The sequence below is a fragment of the Bradyrhizobium sp. I71 genome, assembly GCF_022354745.1.
In the GTDB taxonomy this organism is placed as follows: domain Bacteria; phylum Pseudomonadota; class Alphaproteobacteria; order Rhizobiales; family Xanthobacteraceae; genus Bradyrhizobium; species Bradyrhizobium liaoningense.
Window position 1 is genome coordinate 6,785,555 of sequence record NZ_CP059398.1, and the last position, 18,400, is coordinate 6,803,954.

Annotated in this window: 15 protein-coding genes; 8 read left to right on the plus strand and 7 right to left on the minus strand. The window is 64.2% G+C overall.

What is annotated here, in order from left to right; all coding sequences use genetic code 11:
- The first annotated feature begins 148 nt into the window (after positions 1–148).
- The 5 genes from FJV43_RS32155 to FJV43_RS32175 all read left to right on the plus strand — a co-directional run bounded on the left by FJV43_RS32155 (position 149) and on the right by FJV43_RS32175 (position 8,659).
- Positions 149–1,375, plus strand: coding sequence for a CHAT domain-containing protein (locus FJV43_RS32155; protein ID WP_239623013.1), 1,227 nt, complete (start codon positions 149–151; stop codon positions 1,373–1,375).
- 13 nt (positions 1,376–1,388) lie between these two features.
- Positions 1,389–3,008 carry a hypothetical protein gene (locus FJV43_RS32160; protein ID WP_239623014.1) on the plus strand — a complete coding sequence of 540 codons (1,620 nt, stop codon included), beginning with the start codon at positions 1,389–1,391 and terminating at the stop codon, positions 3,006–3,008.
- Between the two features lie 80 nt (positions 3,009–3,088).
- Positions 3,089–6,430, plus strand: coding sequence for a CHAT domain-containing protein (locus tag FJV43_RS32165; protein ID WP_239623015.1), 3,342 nt, complete (start codon positions 3,089–3,091; stop codon positions 6,428–6,430).
- Positions 6,431–6,633: 203 nt separating this feature from the next.
- Positions 6,634–7,308, plus strand: coding sequence for a response regulator transcription factor (locus FJV43_RS32170; RefSeq protein ID WP_239623016.1), 675 nt, complete (start codon positions 6,634–6,636; stop codon positions 7,306–7,308).
- Position 7,309: 1 nt separating this feature from the next.
- Entirely contained in the window at positions 7,310–8,659 is a 1,350-nt protein-coding gene (locus FJV43_RS32175; RefSeq protein WP_239623017.1) for an ATP-binding protein, read from the plus strand.
- A gap of 42 nt (positions 8,660–8,701) precedes the next feature.
- Here FJV43_RS32175 and FJV43_RS32180 read toward each other — a convergent pair whose 3' ends face one another.
- The 5 genes from FJV43_RS32180 to FJV43_RS32200 form a co-directional block, all read right to left on the minus strand.
- On the minus strand, positions 8,702–10,357 hold the full coding sequence (locus FJV43_RS32180) for a TRAP transporter large permease subunit (protein ID WP_239623018.1): 1,656 nt from the start codon (positions 10,355–10,357) through the stop codon (positions 8,702–8,704).
- A 26-nt stretch (positions 10,358–10,383) separates the two neighbouring features.
- The gene (locus tag FJV43_RS32185; RefSeq protein WP_239623019.1) at positions 10,384–10,965 is read right to left on the minus strand and encodes a TRAP transporter small permease subunit; all 582 of its coding nucleotides are present in this window, start codon (positions 10,963–10,965) and stop codon (positions 10,384–10,386) included.
- Between the two features lie 171 nt (positions 10,966–11,136).
- Positions 11,137–12,171: a GTP 3',8-cyclase MoaA gene (moaA, locus tag FJV43_RS32190; RefSeq protein WP_028179687.1), complete on the minus strand. Its 1,035-nt coding sequence runs from the start codon at positions 12,169–12,171 to the stop codon at positions 11,137–11,139.
- A 108-nt stretch (positions 12,172–12,279) separates the two neighbouring features.
- Positions 12,280–12,750, minus strand: a complete 471-nt coding sequence (locus tag FJV43_RS32195; RefSeq protein WP_239623020.1) for a hypothetical protein — start codon at positions 12,748–12,750, stop codon at positions 12,280–12,282.
- A gap of 138 nt (positions 12,751–12,888) precedes the next feature.
- On the minus strand, positions 12,889–13,581 hold the full coding sequence (locus tag FJV43_RS32200) for an HAD family hydrolase (protein WP_239623021.1): 693 nt from the start codon (positions 13,579–13,581) through the stop codon (positions 12,889–12,891).
- Positions 13,582–13,736: 155 nt separating this feature from the next.
- Here FJV43_RS32200 and rpiA point away from each other — a divergent pair, with 155 nt between their 5' ends.
- From rpiA to gor, 3 genes are read left to right on the plus strand one after another with little or no spacing between them, the layout of a single operon-like run.
- Complete coding sequence (gene rpiA, locus FJV43_RS32205; protein ID WP_194387931.1) at positions 13,737–14,456, plus strand: ribose-5-phosphate isomerase RpiA; 720 nt, start codon at positions 13,737–13,739, stop codon at positions 14,454–14,456.
- Positions 14,453–15,001 (plus strand): DUF2059 domain-containing protein, encoded by a 549-nt coding sequence (locus FJV43_RS32210; protein WP_239623022.1) that lies wholly within the window; start codon positions 14,453–14,455, stop codon positions 14,999–15,001. The genes rpiA and FJV43_RS32210 overlap by 4 nt, the downstream gene beginning before the upstream one ends.
- Positions 15,002–15,047: 46 nt before the next feature.
- Entirely contained in the window at positions 15,048–16,436 is a 1,389-nt protein-coding gene (gene gor, locus FJV43_RS32215; protein WP_239623023.1) for a glutathione-disulfide reductase, read from the plus strand.
- Positions 16,437–16,446: 10 nt separating this feature from the next.
- Here gor and FJV43_RS32220 read toward each other — a convergent pair whose 3' ends face one another.
- Both FJV43_RS32220 and FJV43_RS32225 read right to left on the minus strand, forming a co-directional pair.
- Positions 16,447–17,586 (minus strand): glucuronate isomerase, encoded by a 1,140-nt coding sequence (locus FJV43_RS32220; protein ID WP_239623024.1) that lies wholly within the window; start codon positions 17,584–17,586, stop codon positions 16,447–16,449.
- A gap of 352 nt (positions 17,587–17,938) precedes the next feature.
- Entirely contained in the window at positions 17,939–18,388 is a 450-nt protein-coding gene (locus FJV43_RS32225) for a hypothetical protein (RefSeq protein WP_239623025.1), read from the minus strand.
- Positions 18,389–18,400 lie beyond the last annotated feature (12 nt).

Below are 18,400 nucleotides of genomic sequence, written 5' to 3' on the forward strand. Positions count from 1 at the left end.
GGGTTGCGGCCTGCACCGCTTCTCAGGTGCGGAGCGCGGGAATACCGCGGCGCGATGCCCTCCATATGCCGTGTGGGCCTTGCTGGCCGCCAGGGACTTTCTTGCAAGGCGCCTTTTGCGCTGACAGTGCGCGGCTGAGGATTGCGTCGTGGCGAAGGTCGTTTTCAATCTGACCATTGAAGATTGTGGCGAAGACCATTGCCGCATCGTTGCGGAATACAATTCGTCGAGCCGCGAGATCGAGGTCGAGAAGCTCAAGCCGAGTTTTCGCCAGAACCTGAGACCGCTGCAGGAAGCGATTCTCCAGAGCCCTGCCGCGCGCAGCGCCGAGGCCGCGCTACGCCCGCGAAACCCGGATGCGGCCGCGGCAAATGACGGCCATGAAGCAAGACCCGCCATCCGTGATGCTGCCGGAGCTCTGACCTCGGGATCGGACGAGCGAATTGTCCAGGAAATCGGTTCGCAACTGTTCGACTTCATCTTTCAGCGAAAGATCCTCGAACTCTATCAGGAATGTTTCCAGGCAGCGCGAAGAGACGACGAGCCGTTCCTGATCCGCTTGCGAGTCAACGATCCAGCGCTCGCCTACGTGCCCTGGGAAACGATGTACGACAAGAAGCACCGCTTCTATGTGACGACCTCCCAGAGCACACCGTTCACGCGTGCCGTCGACGACTATGGCGAAGAACGTCGGATGAGCGCGGCAAGGCCGATACGGGTGTTGGGCATGGCGGCGAGGGTCAAGGTTCTGAACGGATTCCCCCTGGATGAGATCGAGGTCGACGCCGAGCAGGTCGCGATCAAGAGGGCGCTGAACGAACTGAACGACGGCAAGAGACTGAAGCTGTCCTGGATTCCTTCGGCAAAGGCGCGCGATCTCAACCGTCGTTTCCTGAGGGGAGATGATGGCAAACGGTGGGATCTGTTTCACTTTATCGGTCACGGCGGACACGATCCGGATCGGCAGATGGGCTTCATCGTGGTGCAGGAAGAGGGCGGATCGAGCGGGACTCGGCTGTACGCCGATACGTTGAGAGTGTTCCTCACCCAGCCCGGCCAAACGCCGAGCCTCGTCGTGCTGAACTCCTGCAGCGGAGCGCAATCCGACGGTTCCCTGTTCTCGAGCACCGCTGCCGAGCTCATTCAGGGCGGCGTCCCTGCGGTGATCGCCATGCAGTTCGAGATCAGCGACAACATGGGGCTCGCGTTCGCCGATACGTTCTACACTTATCTCGCCGACAACGTCTCGATTCAGGCCGCCCTGGCGCATACGAGGGCCGAATTGAAGGCGCGCCACTTCGCCGAATGGATTTCTCCGGTTCTCTACATGCGCGGCCTCGATGGTGAAATCTTCGTGGACCGGGCTGGACCCTAGCGGATGTTCATCAATGTACGGCTTTGACCCGTCCGTCGTTGCTCTCGGCCTCGGTGCGATCGCGATCTGCATCGTCAGCGCGATCGACTTTCACGCTCCTTTCGAAACCGTGGAGATCCGCTATGCCGTAATGCGCGACCGCTACTATTTCGCGGTCCTCGCCTACGTCACGATCGCCGTGGTCTTCTATGTGTTCATGGTCATCCAAGTCCGCTGGCTGACCAATCAGCTCTATCCCGGACGGGACGCCGGCCTACTCGTTGCCGTACCGGCGACGATCGCGTTCATGGTGCTGGCGCCGCACCTGCCGATTCTATCTCGGGTGATCGGACTGCTGAGAACCATGATGCAGACGCTGGCGCGCTACCCGCAGGCCGTGGAGACCGTCATCGTGGCCATCGCGCGTTCGCCCATCCGGGTGACGGAGCGGGCAAAGCCGGAGTTGCAGCGCGAGCTCGAAGGATATGGCGTTCCCGCGAGGCTGATCGAGAAGGCGCTCAATCAGGATGACGAAGTGCTTGCCGTCGGCGCGACGGCCATGATCATGCAGGTGGCTTCGCTTCACACCAGTTTCGTCGATCTGCGCGGCAACCCGCGCTTCGAGAAGTTCTTCCGCGCGCGGAAAGCCGCTTTTGACGAGCTGGAGAGGCAGTATCGGCGCATGCTGCGACGGTCGGCGCGGGCCCTCTTGCTGACGGAAGACATCATGGTGTCGGATGTCGACGCGCGGGAGCTGGTGCTCGAGATCTCCGATTTCATTGCGGAAGAGTGTGAGGATTTGCGGGTCGCATACCAGCGTCGTCTGGCCGAGGCGACCTTGTCGGTAGTCGACAGGCGCGATTCCCGGACGGAGCTGATATCCAGCTTCGGGTATCAGACCGTTCTGCCCCAGCCACTGCCGTTTGCACCCCTGGTGACGATCTTCGTCCTCGACTTCGCGGTCTCTGTCGCGCCGCTGTTCTTCCTCGATCTGCCGAAGAAGTTTGCGGTTGGTTCGCTGGCCGGAGGCCTCTCGTCCCTCGCGCACGCGGTAGCGCTGACGATCTCGATCTTCTTTGCAATCTATCCGAAGGCCGCGACGAACTTCGCGCGCCCCTCGCTATACGCGTTGCCCTGGAGCTCTTACGTGGTCTTCGGGGCGTGCTCGTATCTGGCGGGCAACTTCATACTATGGTTGACTTACAGCACGATTCCGATCGCTGACGGCTGGCTGGCGAAGAATCATCCGTTTGCGGCGAGCTCGCTGTTCTCCCTGATCTTCCTGGTCAACACGCTGGTCCTGAGCATTCTTCTCGACGTGCGGCTGAGGGCGGATCGGCTGGATTATCACGAGGCGAGACTGAAGGACGGCGCGGCCCATGCGGTGGTCATGGCGTCGCTGATGTTCAGCCTTCTCGTCAGCTTCGTATTGGTTACCAGGGCCTTTGGTCTGGAAATGCCGAGTATCCCGTTGTCGTGGTACGCCGGCATCGTCGCGTCCTTCGGAATTCTCGGCTTCGTGGTCGGATACCTCGTGCCCTCGACGGCGGAAGCCTACATCGAATCCAACAAGCTGATCCGGAAGTCGTCGGCGCTCGATGGCAACCTGCTCGGTTGGGCCGCGCCTGCGTCGCAGTCGACTGTCAAGCCTTGACCTCGCGCTGTCGGAGGGGGCACGCGCCCCGCGACATGTGAAGGACGTAACGAAGAACGCATCTGCACAGGGGGAAGGACATGGCTGCAATCGAGATAGCAAACGGGATCGTGGTTCAAAGTCCCGACGATGTCGAGGTCAGGTTGGTTCAGGACAACGCTTCCCGCCGGGGATTGCGCCGGGCCTCCGCCAGCCAGATGAGGGGCGCCGATGACCTCAAGAGGGCGTTGTCGGCGTCCGACTTCACGATCGCGGCCGAAGTTGAGATGGCGCCGACGCGCCCCGGTACGCGCGCCCTGCGACGGGACGCGCAGACGCCGACGCAGATCGAGGTCGAGGTCGGCCCGTCCGAACGGGCGATGGTGCTGATCGAAGGGGCAGGCGGCGTCTATGCCTGGAGCTACCCGCAGCAGGTTGCCCGTCCATCGCGGCAACGCGGCGGCAGACAGGTTCTGGTGTTCCCGCTGACGGCGGAAACCAGCGGCACCCGTGGAATCTCCACGGCACGCGGCAAGCGTGGCCCGGTTCTCGACTGGGTCTCCGACAAGCTGATCGATCCGGTCCGCGCCTATGTGCTGAAGTTCGTCGCCAGAACGGCCGTCGATGCGGCGACCGACTATATCGAGGGAGACCGGGAGGAGGGGATCGTGATGATGACCGGGCTCGATCCGGCAGCATGGACCCCGTCGCGATCGGAGCGGCCGCGCTTGCCGCAAGATCGCCCGCTCAAGATCCTGCTCATGGTGCACGGCACGTTCTCATCGACCGCGGGTGGCTTCGCGCAGCTTGCCGGTTCCGAGAGCGGGAAGGCATTTCTTTCGAGAGCCAACCAGCACTACGACGCCGTGCTCGGCTTCGACCACAAGACCCTGACCGCAACGCCCGGCCAGAATGCGGACGCTCTTGTTGCGGCGTTGCAGGAACTGGGAATCCCGGAAAGGTCGTCGATCGACGCGATCGTCCACAGCCGTGGCGGACTTGTCTATCGCGTGGTGGAAAATCGGCTTGCGGAGCAACGACCGGACATCCGGCTCGGCAAGGCCGTCTTCGTCGGCTGCACGAACGCCGGGACGCATCTTGCCGAGCCCGAGAACTGGGCGGCGATGATCGATCTCTACACCAACGGGATCATGGCCGGCGTCCGTGCGGTTTCATACTTGGCGGGCGGGGCTGCGTTGAGCCCCATCGTGGCGCAGGGGATCAAGACCGTCGGTCGCTTCGTCCAGGCGTTTTCGGAAGTCGCCATCGACGAGCAAAGGGTGCCGGGACTTGCCGCGATGCGGCCCACGAGCGACCTCGTCAGGGAATTGAACGGGGCGGCCGGTCCTCTCGACAAGCTCGCGACCTATTATGCGATCACTTCGAATTTCGTCGCGCAGGTCGAACCCAGCAAGGGGGTGACGAGGGAGTTCGCCGAGTTCATTGCCGATCGCGTGACAAATCGCCTGTTCCGGCTCGACAACGATCTGGTGGTGGATACCTCGTCGATGACCTCGTTCGGGACCCGCGGCTCGCGCCTTGCCAGCGACGCGACCTTTGCCTTCGGCAATACGGACGACGTCTTTCACACCACTTACTTTGCGGCGGATGTCGTTCCGCTGAAGTTGAGTGAATGGCTGGGTGTCGGCGCAGCTCGCCTCGGCGAGCAATTTGACCTGCAGCGGACAGTATCGCGCCGGGCGACGCGGCGAGCGGCGTCCCGCGGTGAACACTCGCTGGGAGCCGTCTTGCCCTCTCCCCATCTGGAGAGCCTCGAAGTAGACTCGATGTCGGACACAACGACGCTGCGACGAGTGCCAACACGTGCGGCTCCTGCGGCTGCATCGCCCGTGCCGAGCCAGGCGTCTGTCGCTGCCGAGATGGCGCCCTTGGCACCTTCTCCTGATCCAAGGACCGCCGCGTGCTATTTTGCGGCAGAGATCGAGTCTCATCCGCCGCCCAGGAAGCCGGTCCCGCTGTTTGTCACGGTTTCGCGCGAGAGGATCCAGGCTGCGGAAACGCAAACGTCCAGCGCCTCGGATACCCCGGTCAACATCGATGCGTCCCGCGCCATCGTCGTTGAAGTCATCGCGCGCAGAAACTGCCGGGTCCTCGGCGAATCCAGCGCAGAGATCGACACGCCGCGGGAACGACGGGCGGAGGCGCTGCGGTTCGTCGTGGAAGGTACCGCAGAGGGCGCAGCGGACATCCTCGTCGAAGCGCGGCAGGGTCCGCGCATTCTGGCGTCCTTCACCTTGGCTCCCGTATTCGTCGATGCAGACAGCAAGACCTTGCGCCGGAGCCAGGTCGGACTGGCCATGGCGGCACGCCCGCACGAGCCGGCGGTGTTGAGGATCTACGAGATCGTGGAGAGCGGCAAGGTGACGCTGCGCTTCGACCTTGCCTGCGTCGATCCCAACATTGCAGTTTCGGAATCGCGCACTCTTCCCGGCGGCTTCTCGCGCGACGTCTACGTTGCGGAGATCTTCAAGGGCATCGAGACGTCCTGGCTCGCGACCAACCGGTTGTATGACCAGTTCCTGGCGCGCCTCCAGGCAAACGGAATTGTCATGGCGAACGAGTTGTTGCCGGACAAGGTCCGCGAGGCGTTGTGGACCCATCGCGACGCGATCCGTGCGATCCAGGTCATCTCGGAGGAGCCGTTCATTCCCTGGGAGCTGCTTTACATCAATGATCGGAAGTCCGGGCAGGCCGGCAAGGGATTCCTCGCCGAATGGGGGCTGGTCCGCTGGCTGCACAGCACGCCATGGCCCGGTCCGAAACTTGCGATGCGCAGCGATCGCGTCAACTACGTGATCCCGGCCTATCTCGATCCCGCCCTGCAGCTCGAAGGCGCCGGCGCCGAACGCGAGATGCTGGCCAAGCTGTTCGGCAATCCCCGCGAGGTCCCGGCCGACAGCATCTCGGTGACGGGCTTCCTCCAGCACAATGCAAGGGAGTGCGACGTTCTGCACTTTGCCTGCCACGGCGAAGCGGCGCAGCGGGCGGTCATGACGGCCGACCTGTTGATGACGGGGTCCACGGTGGACGGCAGCTTTGCGCAGGATTCGCTATCGGCGGATCAGGTCAAGGCTTTTGCCCGGTTCGCGGAAAGCGGACCGAGACCGACCATTTTCATCAATGCCTGCCAGACCGGGCGCTCGGGACGCGGTATCGGCGGAGGTGTCGCCGGTTTTGTCGATGCATTCCTGCGGCCGTATTCCGAACTCGGCGCGGGCGCGCTGGTCGGGGCGCTCTGGTCGGTGGACGACAAGCTCGCCTACAGTTTTGCCGAGGCGTTCTATCGCTCGCTCAAGGACGGAAACGTGCTGGTGGAAGCCGTCCGAACGGCTCGCGAGGCAGCCAAGAGCCGGAAGGAACTGACCTGGCTGGCCTATTCCGTATACGGCAATCCGTTTGCGCGCGTCGAAGGCGACGCTTAGATCGAGCAGGGAGTATTCGATCCAGCGCCGGATGCCGGCCCGCCGTTCCAGGCCCTCGTCAGCGCGAGTCCGATCGGCTTACACGAGCCTGACATCGGGGCGATCGGCTCACCGCGCATTTTTTCGCTGGCCCGGCCGTCCGGAATGCTGGAAAAGAGCGGCGAAGATTTCGGCGCGAGCCGTGCGGTGACACCGGAATATCGATGCGCCTTCTGATCGTCGAGGACAATGCTGAGCTGTCGCGGCTCGTTGCTGCCGGGCTGGCCGCGGCCGGCTATGAGAGCGACATCGTCGGCAGCGCGGCCGAGGCGCGCGAGGCGGTGAGCTGCGTCAACTATGCCGCGATGATCCTCGACCTCGGCCTGCCCGACGACGACGGCCTGTCGGTGCTGCGCGAGCTGCGCCGGCAGATGGAGCCGCTGCCGGTCCTGGTGCTGACGGCCCGCGGCGGCCTGCAGGACCGCGTGACCGGCCTGCGCAGCGGCGCCGACGACTATCTCGCAAAGCCGTTTGCGATGGAGGAGCTGGTGGCGCGGCTGGAGGCCATCCTGCGCCGGCCCGGCCAGTTGCTCGGCCGCTCGCTCAGCCTCGCCAACCTCGTCTACGACACCGAGAGCCGCCAGATCTTCATCGACGACGAGCCGCGGATCATCTCCGCGCGCGAGAGCTCGGTGCTTGAGATCCTGTTGCGCCGGCAGGGGCGGGTGGTGCCGAAGAAAAACGTCGAGGACCACATCTTCGGGCTTGAAGGCGAGGTCGCCTCCAACGCGGTGGAAGTCTACGTCTCGCGGCTGCGCAAGCAGCTGGCTGAACACGGCGCCAGGGTGGTGATCCACACCATCCGGGGCGTCGGCTATCTCATGACCGAGGAGAAATAGCGTGCCCGCCGGGGGCCATGCCAGATCGCTCACGTTCAGATCGCTGATCTCGCGCATCGTGTTCCTGCACATCGTCGCGGTCGCGGTGGTCGCGATCTTCCTGCCGCTGGTGCTGTTCTGGCTGCTCAATTCCGAGATCGATCAGCTGCATCGAGACGCCATGCGCGCGCAGGCCGAGGTGCTGGCGGAGCGTATCGTCGCGCAGCCGGACGGCACGTTGAGCTTCAACCTGCCCGACAGCCTGAAGGGCCTCTATTCGGACGCTTACGGCCGCTACCAGTTCGACATTCGCGACGCTGACGGGCGGCTGCTGTTCTCCTCGCACCGTCGCTCAGCCGCTGCGGCCGCATCGCGCTTCTCCGAGACGATCTCCGGCGCAGGCGTCACCCGCGATATTGCCGGCAAGACGGTCCGCATCCAGGTTGCCGAGGACCTCGCGCACCGCGACGTCATCATCGACGACATCGTCTCGAACTTCTTCCGGCGGGTGGGGTGGATCACCATCCCGATCCTCCTGGTCCTGCTCGCCACCGACATCATCATCTTCCGCCGCGCGATTGCGCCGCTGTGGAGGGCCTCGGAGGAGGCCAGCAATATCGGCCCGGCGCGTACCGATATCCGCCTGCCGACGGCGCAGATCCCGCGCGAGATCATGCCGCTGGTCACAGCCGTGAACCAGGCGCTCGATCGCCTCGAGGGCGGCTTTCGCGTGCAGCGGCAGTTCACGGCGGATGCCGCCCATCAGCTGCGCACGCCGCTCGCGATCCTGCGCACCCGGATCGAGACGCTCGACGACCGCGCCGCACGGCAGGCGCTGCTTGCCGACATCGAGGCCATGAGCCGCCTCGTCGCCCAGTTGCTGGAGATCGCCGAGCTCGACACATTGGTGCTCGATCCCGGGGAGACCGCGGATTTGCGCGCGGTCTGCGCCGAGGTGGTCGGTTCGATCGCCCCGTTCGCGATCGCGCAGCACAAGGACATCGCTCTGAAGGGGACCGACGCACCGGTCATGATCCGCGGCAATTCGGAGATGCTGCAGCGTGCGATCTTCAACCTCGCCGAAAACGCCATCAAGTTCACCGCGAAGGACACCTGCGTCGAGGTCGAGGTGCGCGACGACGGTTCGGTGCGCGTGCGCGATTGCGGCCCGGGCATCGCGGAAGCCGAGCGCGAGCTGATCTTCCAGCGCTTCTGGCGCGCCGACCGCCGGCGCAGCGACGGCGCGGGACTGGGACTCTCGATCGTGCGCGCGGTGGCGGACGATCACGCGGCCACGGTTGCGGTGGCAAACCTCCCCGGCGCCGGCGCGGAGTTCACGCTGCGGTTTCGGCCGGCGGAGAAGGCGGCGTGATCATCCTCCAGGGGAGGGGAAGAGGCGTCCCGCCATCCTTTGCTACTTCTGCGGCGGGCCGAGATCCAGCGGCGGCAGCTCGATTTGCGGCACCTCGATCTTGATCGTGCTGGGGTCGATGTTCGACTGGACGCCCTTGTAGTGCATCACCATCGCGGGGAATGCGATCACCAGTCCGACCATGATGATCTGGATGACGACGAATGGGACCGCGCCCCAATAGATCTGGCCGGTGGTGACAGGGTCCATCCGTTTGCCGGTGAGGCGATCGGTGTATCGCTCCTTCGGCGCGACCGATCGCAGATAGAACAGCGCGAAACCGAACGGCGGATGCATGAACGAGGTCTGCATGTTGACGCCGAGAATGACGCCGAACCAGATCAGGTCGATGCCGAGGTGCTCGGCGGCAGGTCCGAGCAGCGGGATCACGATGAAGGCCAGCTCGAAGAAGTCGAGGAAGAAGGCCAGCACGAAAACAAGCGCGTTGACGAAGATCAGGAAGCCGATCTGGCCGCCGGGCAGGGAGGTGAGCAGGTGCTCGACCCAGACGTGTCCGTTGACGCCATAGAAAGTGAGCGAAAAGATGCGGGCGCCGACCAGGATGAACACGACGAAAGCCGACAGCTTGGCGGTCGATTCCGTGGCTTGCCGGATCAGGTCCCAGCTCAACCGCCGCTTCGCGGCGCCGAGGAGGAGGGCGCCGGCGGCACCCATCGCGCCGCCTTCGGTCGGGGTCGCGATGCCGATGAAGATGGTGCCCAGCACCAGGAAGATCAGGAACAGCGGCGGCACCATGACGAAAGTTGTCTGCTGCGCCATTTTCGAGAGGAAGCGGAAGCCGGTCAGCTTGTCGATCGCCCAGTTCACCACGGCGACGGCGAACGCGAAGACGATGCCGTAGAACATGCTGAGCACGACGTAATCGGCGCCATGCGTCTCGGAATTGCGCATCATGAACCATCCGAACACGCAGCTCGCGAGGAACAGCATGCCGAGCGAGACCAGGCCGCGGTCGCCATTGTCTTCGCGGAAACCGATGGCGTCCTTCGGCAGGCCGGGTGCTGCCGCCGGGAAGATCACGCTGACGAGGAAGGCGTAGAGGGCGTAGAGACCCGCGAGCACGAGGCCGGGGATGAAGGCGCCCTCGTACATGTCGCCGACCGACTTGCCGAGCTGGTCGGCCATCACGATCAGGACGAGCGAGGGCGGAATGATCTGCGCGAGCGTGCCGGACGCGGCGATGACGCCCGATGCCACGCGGCGATCATAGCCATAGCGCAGCATGATCGGCAGCGAGATCAGACCCATCGAGATCACGGAAGCTGCCACCACGCCCGTCGTCGCGGCGAGCAGGGCGCCGACGAAGATCACGGCATAGGCGAGGCCGCCGCGGATGGTGCCGAACAACTGGCCGATGGTGTCGAGCAGGTCCTCGGCCATGCCCGACCGCTCCAGCACCAGCCCCATGAAGGTGAAGAACGGGATGGCGAGCAGCGTGTCGTTGTTCATCACGCCGTAGACGCGCTCGGGGAGGGCCTGGAGGAAGTCGGGGTGAAACTGGCCGAGCTCGACGCCGACCACGGCGTAGAACAGGCCGACGGCGCCGAGCGAGAATGCCGCGGGATAGCCGAGCAGCAGCACGACGACCAGCGACGCGAACATGATGGGCGCCATATTGGCGATGATGAATGCGGTCATGATTTCCCCTACACCGTCGCCAACGGCTACTTCTTCTCGATCGCTTCGACGAGATGCTCGACTTCCGCCTCCAGCGCCGATACTTGCGATTCATGCGGGTCCGGTATCAATCCGCGCATCACCGCAATGCGCTTGATCAGCTCGGAGATGCCTTGCACGAGCAGGAAAGCGAACGCGATCATGATCAGGGCTTTGGCGGGCCATTGCGGCAGGCCGCCGGCGTTGCCGGATTGCTCGTTGATGTGGAAGGAGCGCTGGAAGAACGGCACTCCGGTAATGATCATGACGATGCAAATCGGAAAGAGGAAGAAAACGTGACCGACCAGGTCGATCACGCTGCGAGCCTTCTTGGGCAGCGCGTTGCTCACGATGTCGATGCGGATGTGTTCGTTGTCGAGCAGCGTCCAGGGCGCGCAGAGCAGGAAGACGATGCTGAACAGCACCCATTGCAGCTCGAGCCATGAATTCGAGGACGTATCGAACGTCTTGCGGATGATTGCATTGACCGCCGAGATGATCACGGCGAGCACGATCAACCACGCGAGGCGCTTGCCCGTCCAGCGTGTGAACGCGTCGATCCCTTGGCTCAGCTTAAGGAGCGCTTGCAACGATAGGTCCTCCCCCGATTTCACCCCAGCCGTCTTGATTACGCCGACGCGGCGCGCGGCTTGTCTCGCCGCAACGGCTTGAGGCAGCAGGCACCAAACCAGCGGGCGTGCCGGCAGTCAATTGGAAGTTTGTTGGTAGTTAAGGGGAATAAGGCCCGTAATCCGACGGTGTCAGCCGCCGGTGACGCTCATGTGCCTGGACACGCTGGGGCGGTCGTGGCGGCGATCGATGATGAAATCGTGCCCCTTGGGCTTCAGCCCGATGGCGCGGTCGATCGCATCCGCAAGCAGCAGGTCATCGCTCGATGCACGCAGAGGTTTGCGCAGATCGGAGGCGTCCTCGTGGCCGAGGCAGGTGTGCAGCGTCCCCGTGCAGGTGATGCGCACCCGGTTGCAGGATTCGCAGAAATTATGGGTCATCGGCGTGATGAAACCGAGCTTGCCGCCGGTCTCGGCGACGCTGACATAGCGGGCCGGACCGCCGGTGCTCTCGGGCAGATCCGTCAGCGTGAATTGCTGGGCGAGGCGGGCGCGCACCAGCGACAGGGGCAGATACTGGTCGATCCGACCCGATCCGATCTCGCCCATCGGCATGACCTCGATCAGCGTCAGGCCCATGCCCTTGCCGTGGGCCCAGCGCATCAGTTCCGGCAGCTCGTCCTCGTTGAGGTTCTTCAGGGCGACGGCGTTGATCTTCACCGCAAGGCCTGCGGCGCGCGCGGCCTCGATCCCCTCGAGCACCTTGTCGATCTCGCCCCAGCGGGTGATCTCGCGAAACTTCCTGGGGTCGAGCGTGTCGAGGGAGACGTTGATGCGGCGGACGCCGCAATCGGCGAGCTCGCGCGCGTGCTTTGCAAGCTGGGTGCCGTTGGTGGTCAGCGTCAGCTCGTTCAATGCGCCGGTCGAAAGATGCCGCGACAGCGAGCGCACCAGCGTCATCACGTTGCGGCGGACCAGCGGCTCGCCGCCGGTGAGCCGCAGCTTCTTCACGCCCTTGGCGATGAAGGCCGTGCAGAGCCGGTCGAGTTCCTCCAGCGTCAGGAGGTCGGCCTTGGGCAGGAACGTCATGTCTTCCGACATGCAGTAGAAACAGCGCAGATCGCAGCGGTCGGTGACCGAGACGCGCAGATAGCTGATGGTCCGCCCGAACGGATCGGTCATCGCGCCCGACAGCGCGGCACGGGGGCTCGCAGAAAGTCCGTTCATACCAAATGCCTTGTCACTTACGGCGACGGGCGCACCTTTGCTTCAGCGGTGCTGAGAAAGCAATCTAAGCATCGGACGCGGCTAGGACAATCGGGTGGTAGAGGCAGATCAGCGCTTGTCCGCATTCGGATCGGGGAACGGCGAGGCCGCTACGGGTGCCGCATCGGCCGGTGCTGCGGCGGGCGCGGCTGGTTTGGGCTTTTTCGTCCGGTGCGGCTTGCGGACCGGTTTCGGCGGGACCGCCGTCTGGAGTTCCGCAAACACCGGATTCGGATCGGTGGTGACGGAGGCGGGTGTGGTGAAATCGCCAGGATTCTTGACCACATTCACCGGGACGCTCGCCGGCTGGTACTTGGGCAGGGCGAAAGCGACCGTGAAGGGTGCATCGGGCGCGGGAACTGAGACCGAGCAGGGGGTCTTGCAGCCCTGACCGAGTGAGGTGGTGGCGTCAGCACCGGGCGGATTGGATTCGAGCCTGACCTGGACGGTCGGCGGTGCTGATTTGAACATGTCCCAGGACATCGAGGAACAGCCACCCAGGCTCGCTCCCGCTAGCGCAATCGCGATGACACGACGCATGAACCATCCACTTCTATTGCGACGAACCGCCACATCCCCGGGGCGACCTTAGGAGTGTCGTTTGGGGCAGGCAATTGGCGCGTGGCGCATAGATAATTGATGGTTAACGCAGGGCGTCGCGAGAATAACCGAGTTGTATCAGCCGGTTGCGACGGGTGAAGCCGTCATCAGGCTGATCGCGGCCGCCGGCAGATCGCGCATGTGATGGATCAGCCGGTCCGGCTTCAACTCGGCGATCGGCACGTCGGTGTAGCCGAAGCTGACCCCGATCACGGGCACTCCGGCCCGCCGGGCGACCCCGACGTCGGTACCGGCATCGCCGACCATGATGCTGGCCTTCACGTCTCCGCCGGCCCGGGCCACGGTCTCGCGGAAAATGGTCGGATCGGGCTTCTGGACACCAAAAGTGTCCGCCCCGCAGATCGCCGCGAAACGGCGGCTGAGGTCGAGCTGGTCGAGCAGCCGCCTCGACAGCCATTCCAGCTTGTTGGTGCAGACCGCGAGGCGATGGCCTCGCGCCGCGAACTGGTCGAGTGCGGCTTCGAGCCCCTCAAAGGGGCGGGATTCGACCGCGATATGGTCGGCGTAATAGGCGATGAAATCTGCGGTCATCCGGTCCATGTCTTTGGGGGTGACAGTGCGGCCCTCGGCCTCCAGCCCCCGCTCGATCAGCTTGCGGGCGCCGGCGCCGATCATGTTGCGGGCGGAGGCTATCGGCACGGGCGGCAGGCCTTCGCGGTCGAGCACGTAGTTCAGCGCGGTGATCAGGTCGGGCGCCGTATCCACAAGCGTGCCGTCGAGATCGAAGACGATGGTGTGAGGGGAGGTCATGGTCCAAGCGCTACCGGCCCGGTCGCATCCACGCAAGGGGCGGGCCCATAAGATCACCTTATAGGCCTGTTCCCGCGAGGAAAACGAGGCTACATAGGCCGCCGAAAGCGGCCGCGATCGGCGGCTCATCCTCCGAATCCAGGGCAGGCGCACACGTGAATATGGACCAGTTGAAGCGGCAGGCTGCTGCGCGCGCCCTCGAGGAGGTGCGCGACGGCATGCAGCTCGGGCTCGGCACCGGCTCGACCGCCAAACATTTCGTCGAGCTGCTCGGTGAGCGCGTCGCCGCCGGGCTCAAGGTGATCGGCGTGCCGACCTCCGAAGCCACGCGCGCTGATGCGGAACGTTGCGGCGTGCCGCTCACGACCTTGGATGAGATCGACCATCTCGACATCACCGTCGACGGCGCCGACGAGATCGATCCCGAGCTCAATCTGATCAAGGGCGGCGGCGGTGCGCTGCTGCGCGAGAAGATTGTGGCCGCCGCCTCGGATCGCATGATCGTGATTGCGGACGACACCAAATGGGTGCCGACGCTCGGCAAGTTTCCGCTGCCGGTCGAGGTTATCCCGTTCGGGCTCGGAGCAACGCGCCGCGCGATCGAAAAGGCATTTGCCGAATGCGGCGTTTCCGGGCAAATGGCGGTCCGCAAGGACAAGGGCGGCCACGTTTTCGTCACCGATGGTGGCCACTGGATCGTCGATGCCCAGCTCGGACGTATTGTGAATCCCCCCGGTCTCGCCAAGGCGTTGAGCGCCATCCCCGGGGTGGTCGAGCATGGTTTGTTCATCGGCTTGGCCAGCTCGGCCGTACTGGCGGGCGGCGAAGGAATTCGCGTAATTGAACGGCGCAAGCCGAAAGGAGATCTGGAATGAAGAACGTGTTGAAATTCTTGCCGGCCGCGACTCTCGCTGTGGGACTGGCCCTGTCGGCCGCCCCGGCCATGGCGCAGCAGCCGGCGCCGGCCCCCAAGGCCGCCGCGGCACCGGCTCAGCCGAAATCCTCGCCGGCGGCGATCGCAGCGGCCAAGGAGATCCTGCAGATCAAGAACGCCACGGCGATGTATCAGGGCGCCGTGCCCGGCGTCGTCGAGAAGACCAAGATCGCGCTGATCCAGCAGAACCTCAACTACCAGAAGGACCTCAACGAGGTTGCCCCGATCGTGGCCCAGCAGCTCAACGGCCGCCAGAACGAGATCGGCGAAGGCATGGCCCAGATCTATGCCAGCGAGTTCACCGAGCAGGAGCTGAAGGATCTCGTCACCTTCTACAAGTCGCCGCTTGGCAAGAAGCTGATCGAGGCCGAGCCGCGCGCCATCGGGCTGAGCATGGCCTTCATGAACTCCTGGGCCCAGAACTTCTCCGAGACCGTGATGGGCGCCTTCCGTGCCGAGATGCGCAAGCGTGGCAAGGAGATCTGATCGATCCTATTTGATCAGAGATTGTTGAAAGAGGTCGGAGTGGACCATGGCTGAATTCGACGTCGACCTCTTCGTCATCGGTGGTGGTTCGGGCGGCGTGCGTGCCGCCCGCATCGCGGCCGGGCACGGCGCCCGCGTGATGATCGCGGAAGAGTACCGCATGGGCGGCACCTGCGTGATCCGCGGCTGCGTGCCGAAGAAGCTGTTCGTGATCGGCTCGCATTTTCGTCAGGACCTCGAGGACGCCGCGGGTTTCGGCTGGACCGTTCCGCCCGCCAGCTTCGACTGGCCGACGCTGATCGCCAACAAGGACAAGGAGATCGCGCGGCTGGAGGCGGCCTATACGACGAATGTCGAGAAGTCGGGCGCGCAGATCGTCAAGAGCCGCGCGGTGATCGAGGACAAGCACACCGTCCGCCTGCTCGAGAACGACAGGAAGATCACCGCAAAATACATCCTGATCGCCACCGGCGGCGCGCCCAACCACGGCGCCGCGATTCCCGGCATCGAGCACGTGATCTCCTCCAACGAGGCGTTTCACCTTGCGCGGCTGCCGAAGCGGATCGTGATCCAGGGCGGCGGCTACATCGCGCTGGAATTCGCCGGCATCTTCGCCGGCTTCGGCTCCGACGTCACCGTGATCTATCGCGGCGACAACATCCTTCGCGGTTTTGACGAGGATGTCCGGACCCATGTCCGTAGCGAGATGGAGAAGCAGGGCATCACCATTCTCACCGGCTGCACGGTGACCAAGGTCGATCGCCACGGCGAGAGCTTCACCACCCATCTGTCGAACGGATCGAGCATCGGCTCCGACCAGGTGATGTTCGCCATCGGCCGCCATCCCAACGTCGCCAATCTCGGGCTGGAGAAGGCCGGCGTCGCCATCAACCCGAACAATGGCGGCATCGCCGTCGACCATTTCTCCAGGAGCTCGGTCGACAGCATCTATGCGATCGGCGACGTCACCCACCGCTTCAACCTGACGCCGGTCGCGATCCGCGAGGGCCATGCCTTCGCCGACACCGTGTTCGGCAAGCGCGAGGTCAGGGTCGATCACGCCAACATCCCGACCGCCGTGTTCTCGCAGCCGGAGGTCGGCACGGTCGGTCTGACGGAAACCGAGGCGCGCGCGCAGTTCGGCCACGTCGACATCTACAAGACGACGTTCCGCCCCATCAAGGCGACGATGTCGGGCCGCGACACCCGCATGCTGATGAAGCTCGTGGTCGACGGCTCAACAGATCGCGTGCTCGGCTGCCACATCGTCGGCGATGCCGCCGCCGAGATCACGCAAGCTGTCGCGATCGCGGTGAAGATGAAGGCGACCAAGGCGGATTTCGACGCGACCATCGCGCTGCATCCGACCGCGGCCGAAGAGCTCGTCACGATGCGCACGCCGACCGCGCGCCACGTGCGTCAGGCGGCGGAGTAAGCTCGGCCGCTCAGCCGTAGAGATACCCGACCGGCTTGCCTTCGGTGCGCAGGGGACGGACGTCCTTGTGGGTGATGATCTGACCGGCGAGGCCGTCGATCTCGTCACGCTGCGTCGGCGTCCAGCTGCGCAGCTCGTTCATGCCCTTGAGCAGGCCGAGCCGCAGCACCTGGGTGTTTTCGCCGACAGCCGTGAGGCTGATGGAATCCCTGCCCGCCGTCACCACATCGCCGACCGACAGTTCGAAGCTCTCGCCGGTCTTTCTCTTGAATTCGGCCGTGCCGCGAATGACGCGATAGATCACGACCTCGCCCTTGGCGAAACAGCTCGCGTCGGCGGCGATCGACGTGCTCTTCGGCAGCAGCGACTGACCGCGTGGGTCGGTTGCGATGATGTGGCCAGCGACGAGATGGCCGCTCGGAATCTCGATGCCGATATCGCGCACGTGGACCGGCATGGTCGATTTGACCGAGCCATCGGTGAGCGGCCTGAACAGCGCGTCCAGCGCCAGGGGATCCTGAAGCCAGAAGCCGGCATCGGCCGGCCGGTCGTGCAGAGGGTGGCTCCAGGCCACGCGCGGCGTCTCGGCCTCGTTGATCTGGTCCGGACCGACGATGGTCGGGTTCGGAAACGTCGTCGGATCGGTGATGAAGGCTTCGAGGAACTTGCCCGAATAGCCCATCGAGATCGGGTCGGGCACCACGGTCTGCGGCGTCTTCAGGTTCTCTTCGGTCGACAGTCCCGACCAGGTGTAAAAGAGCTGGCGATGGACGATCGCGCTTTGCAGCATCACCGCGCCGGGGCCGACATTGTAGAAGCGCCCATCATAGTCGAAGGTGAACGCGCCCGAGGTGACCAGCACGAGCTGAAAGCCGCCCGGCGGAAGATGAAGGTGGAAATCGGTGGGGCCGGTGTCGGGCCGGTAGATCGGCAGATTGGTCGCGACCTCGTGCAGCAGGAAGGTCTCGTTGTTGGCGTGAAAGCCTTCGTTGGCGCGGTTGTAGAGGGCCTGCGGCCGGTACGTCGCCTCGAATTTCGCATCCCGGTCGCGATCGATCGCCACGAAGTCCTGGTCGTTGAGACGCAGCCGCGCGCCGTTCGGATGGGTGAGACCGGTGAATTTGAGATCTCCGGCAGCATGCACGTTCATGGCATTCTCCGATCTGGGGCCGTCCATCCCGGAGCTGGGCGCACGCAACTTTCCGCTCTCTATTCGTGGGCGGGCAGGGAATTGGGCCAGATGCTGTCTTGCGAATTTTGGGCCAGTCGCCGCGCAGTGCGCGCGCAGGCTCTCCGCCCGCACGCGCCGCGTAAGAAAAGCGAGATTGCACCAGAGGTTAGACAACGGGTTCGCCGACCTGCCTGACCTTTCCACGGAGGTCCGCAAGTTCGGTGGAGCGACGCATCTTGTCTAATTTGTCGGCATGTCCTGCGAGGGCATGCAGCCGGGCAGCTCGCGGCGACAACAGGCAAATGTCCGGCGGCTCAGTGTCTCAAGCCGTTCATTCGAACGACTGACGGACGCCCCGCTCGGGCTTGCCGAACGGGCTATCCGCCCACTTCGCCATGTCCAGCGCGCGGGCGTCGAGGCCTTCGCACCAGAGACAGCTCGGTTCCACGCGGCCTTTGGCCGTCAGCATCGGGACGAGCGCATGGCCGCAGCCGGTGCAGGATGTGGTGCGATTCATGCGCTTCTCCGCGCTCATCGGATTCAAGGACGACATTTTCGCTGCCGAAGCTTGCGCGAGCGCTATGGCAGAGCAGACGCTCATTCCCAAGATATATGTAGCAATCAATCGTGACACGGTTGCGATGTCGCCGCCGCTTGCGCGATAGGCGGAGCGTATCGCCTTCCGGATCCCGGCGCTGCGCCACAACGCGAAGAGCGTTGCAACGCGCCGCGGACGCGGTTTCATCGCTATGGAACCGATGCGGCGGCTGGTCGCAGTCATATTGCCTTGATT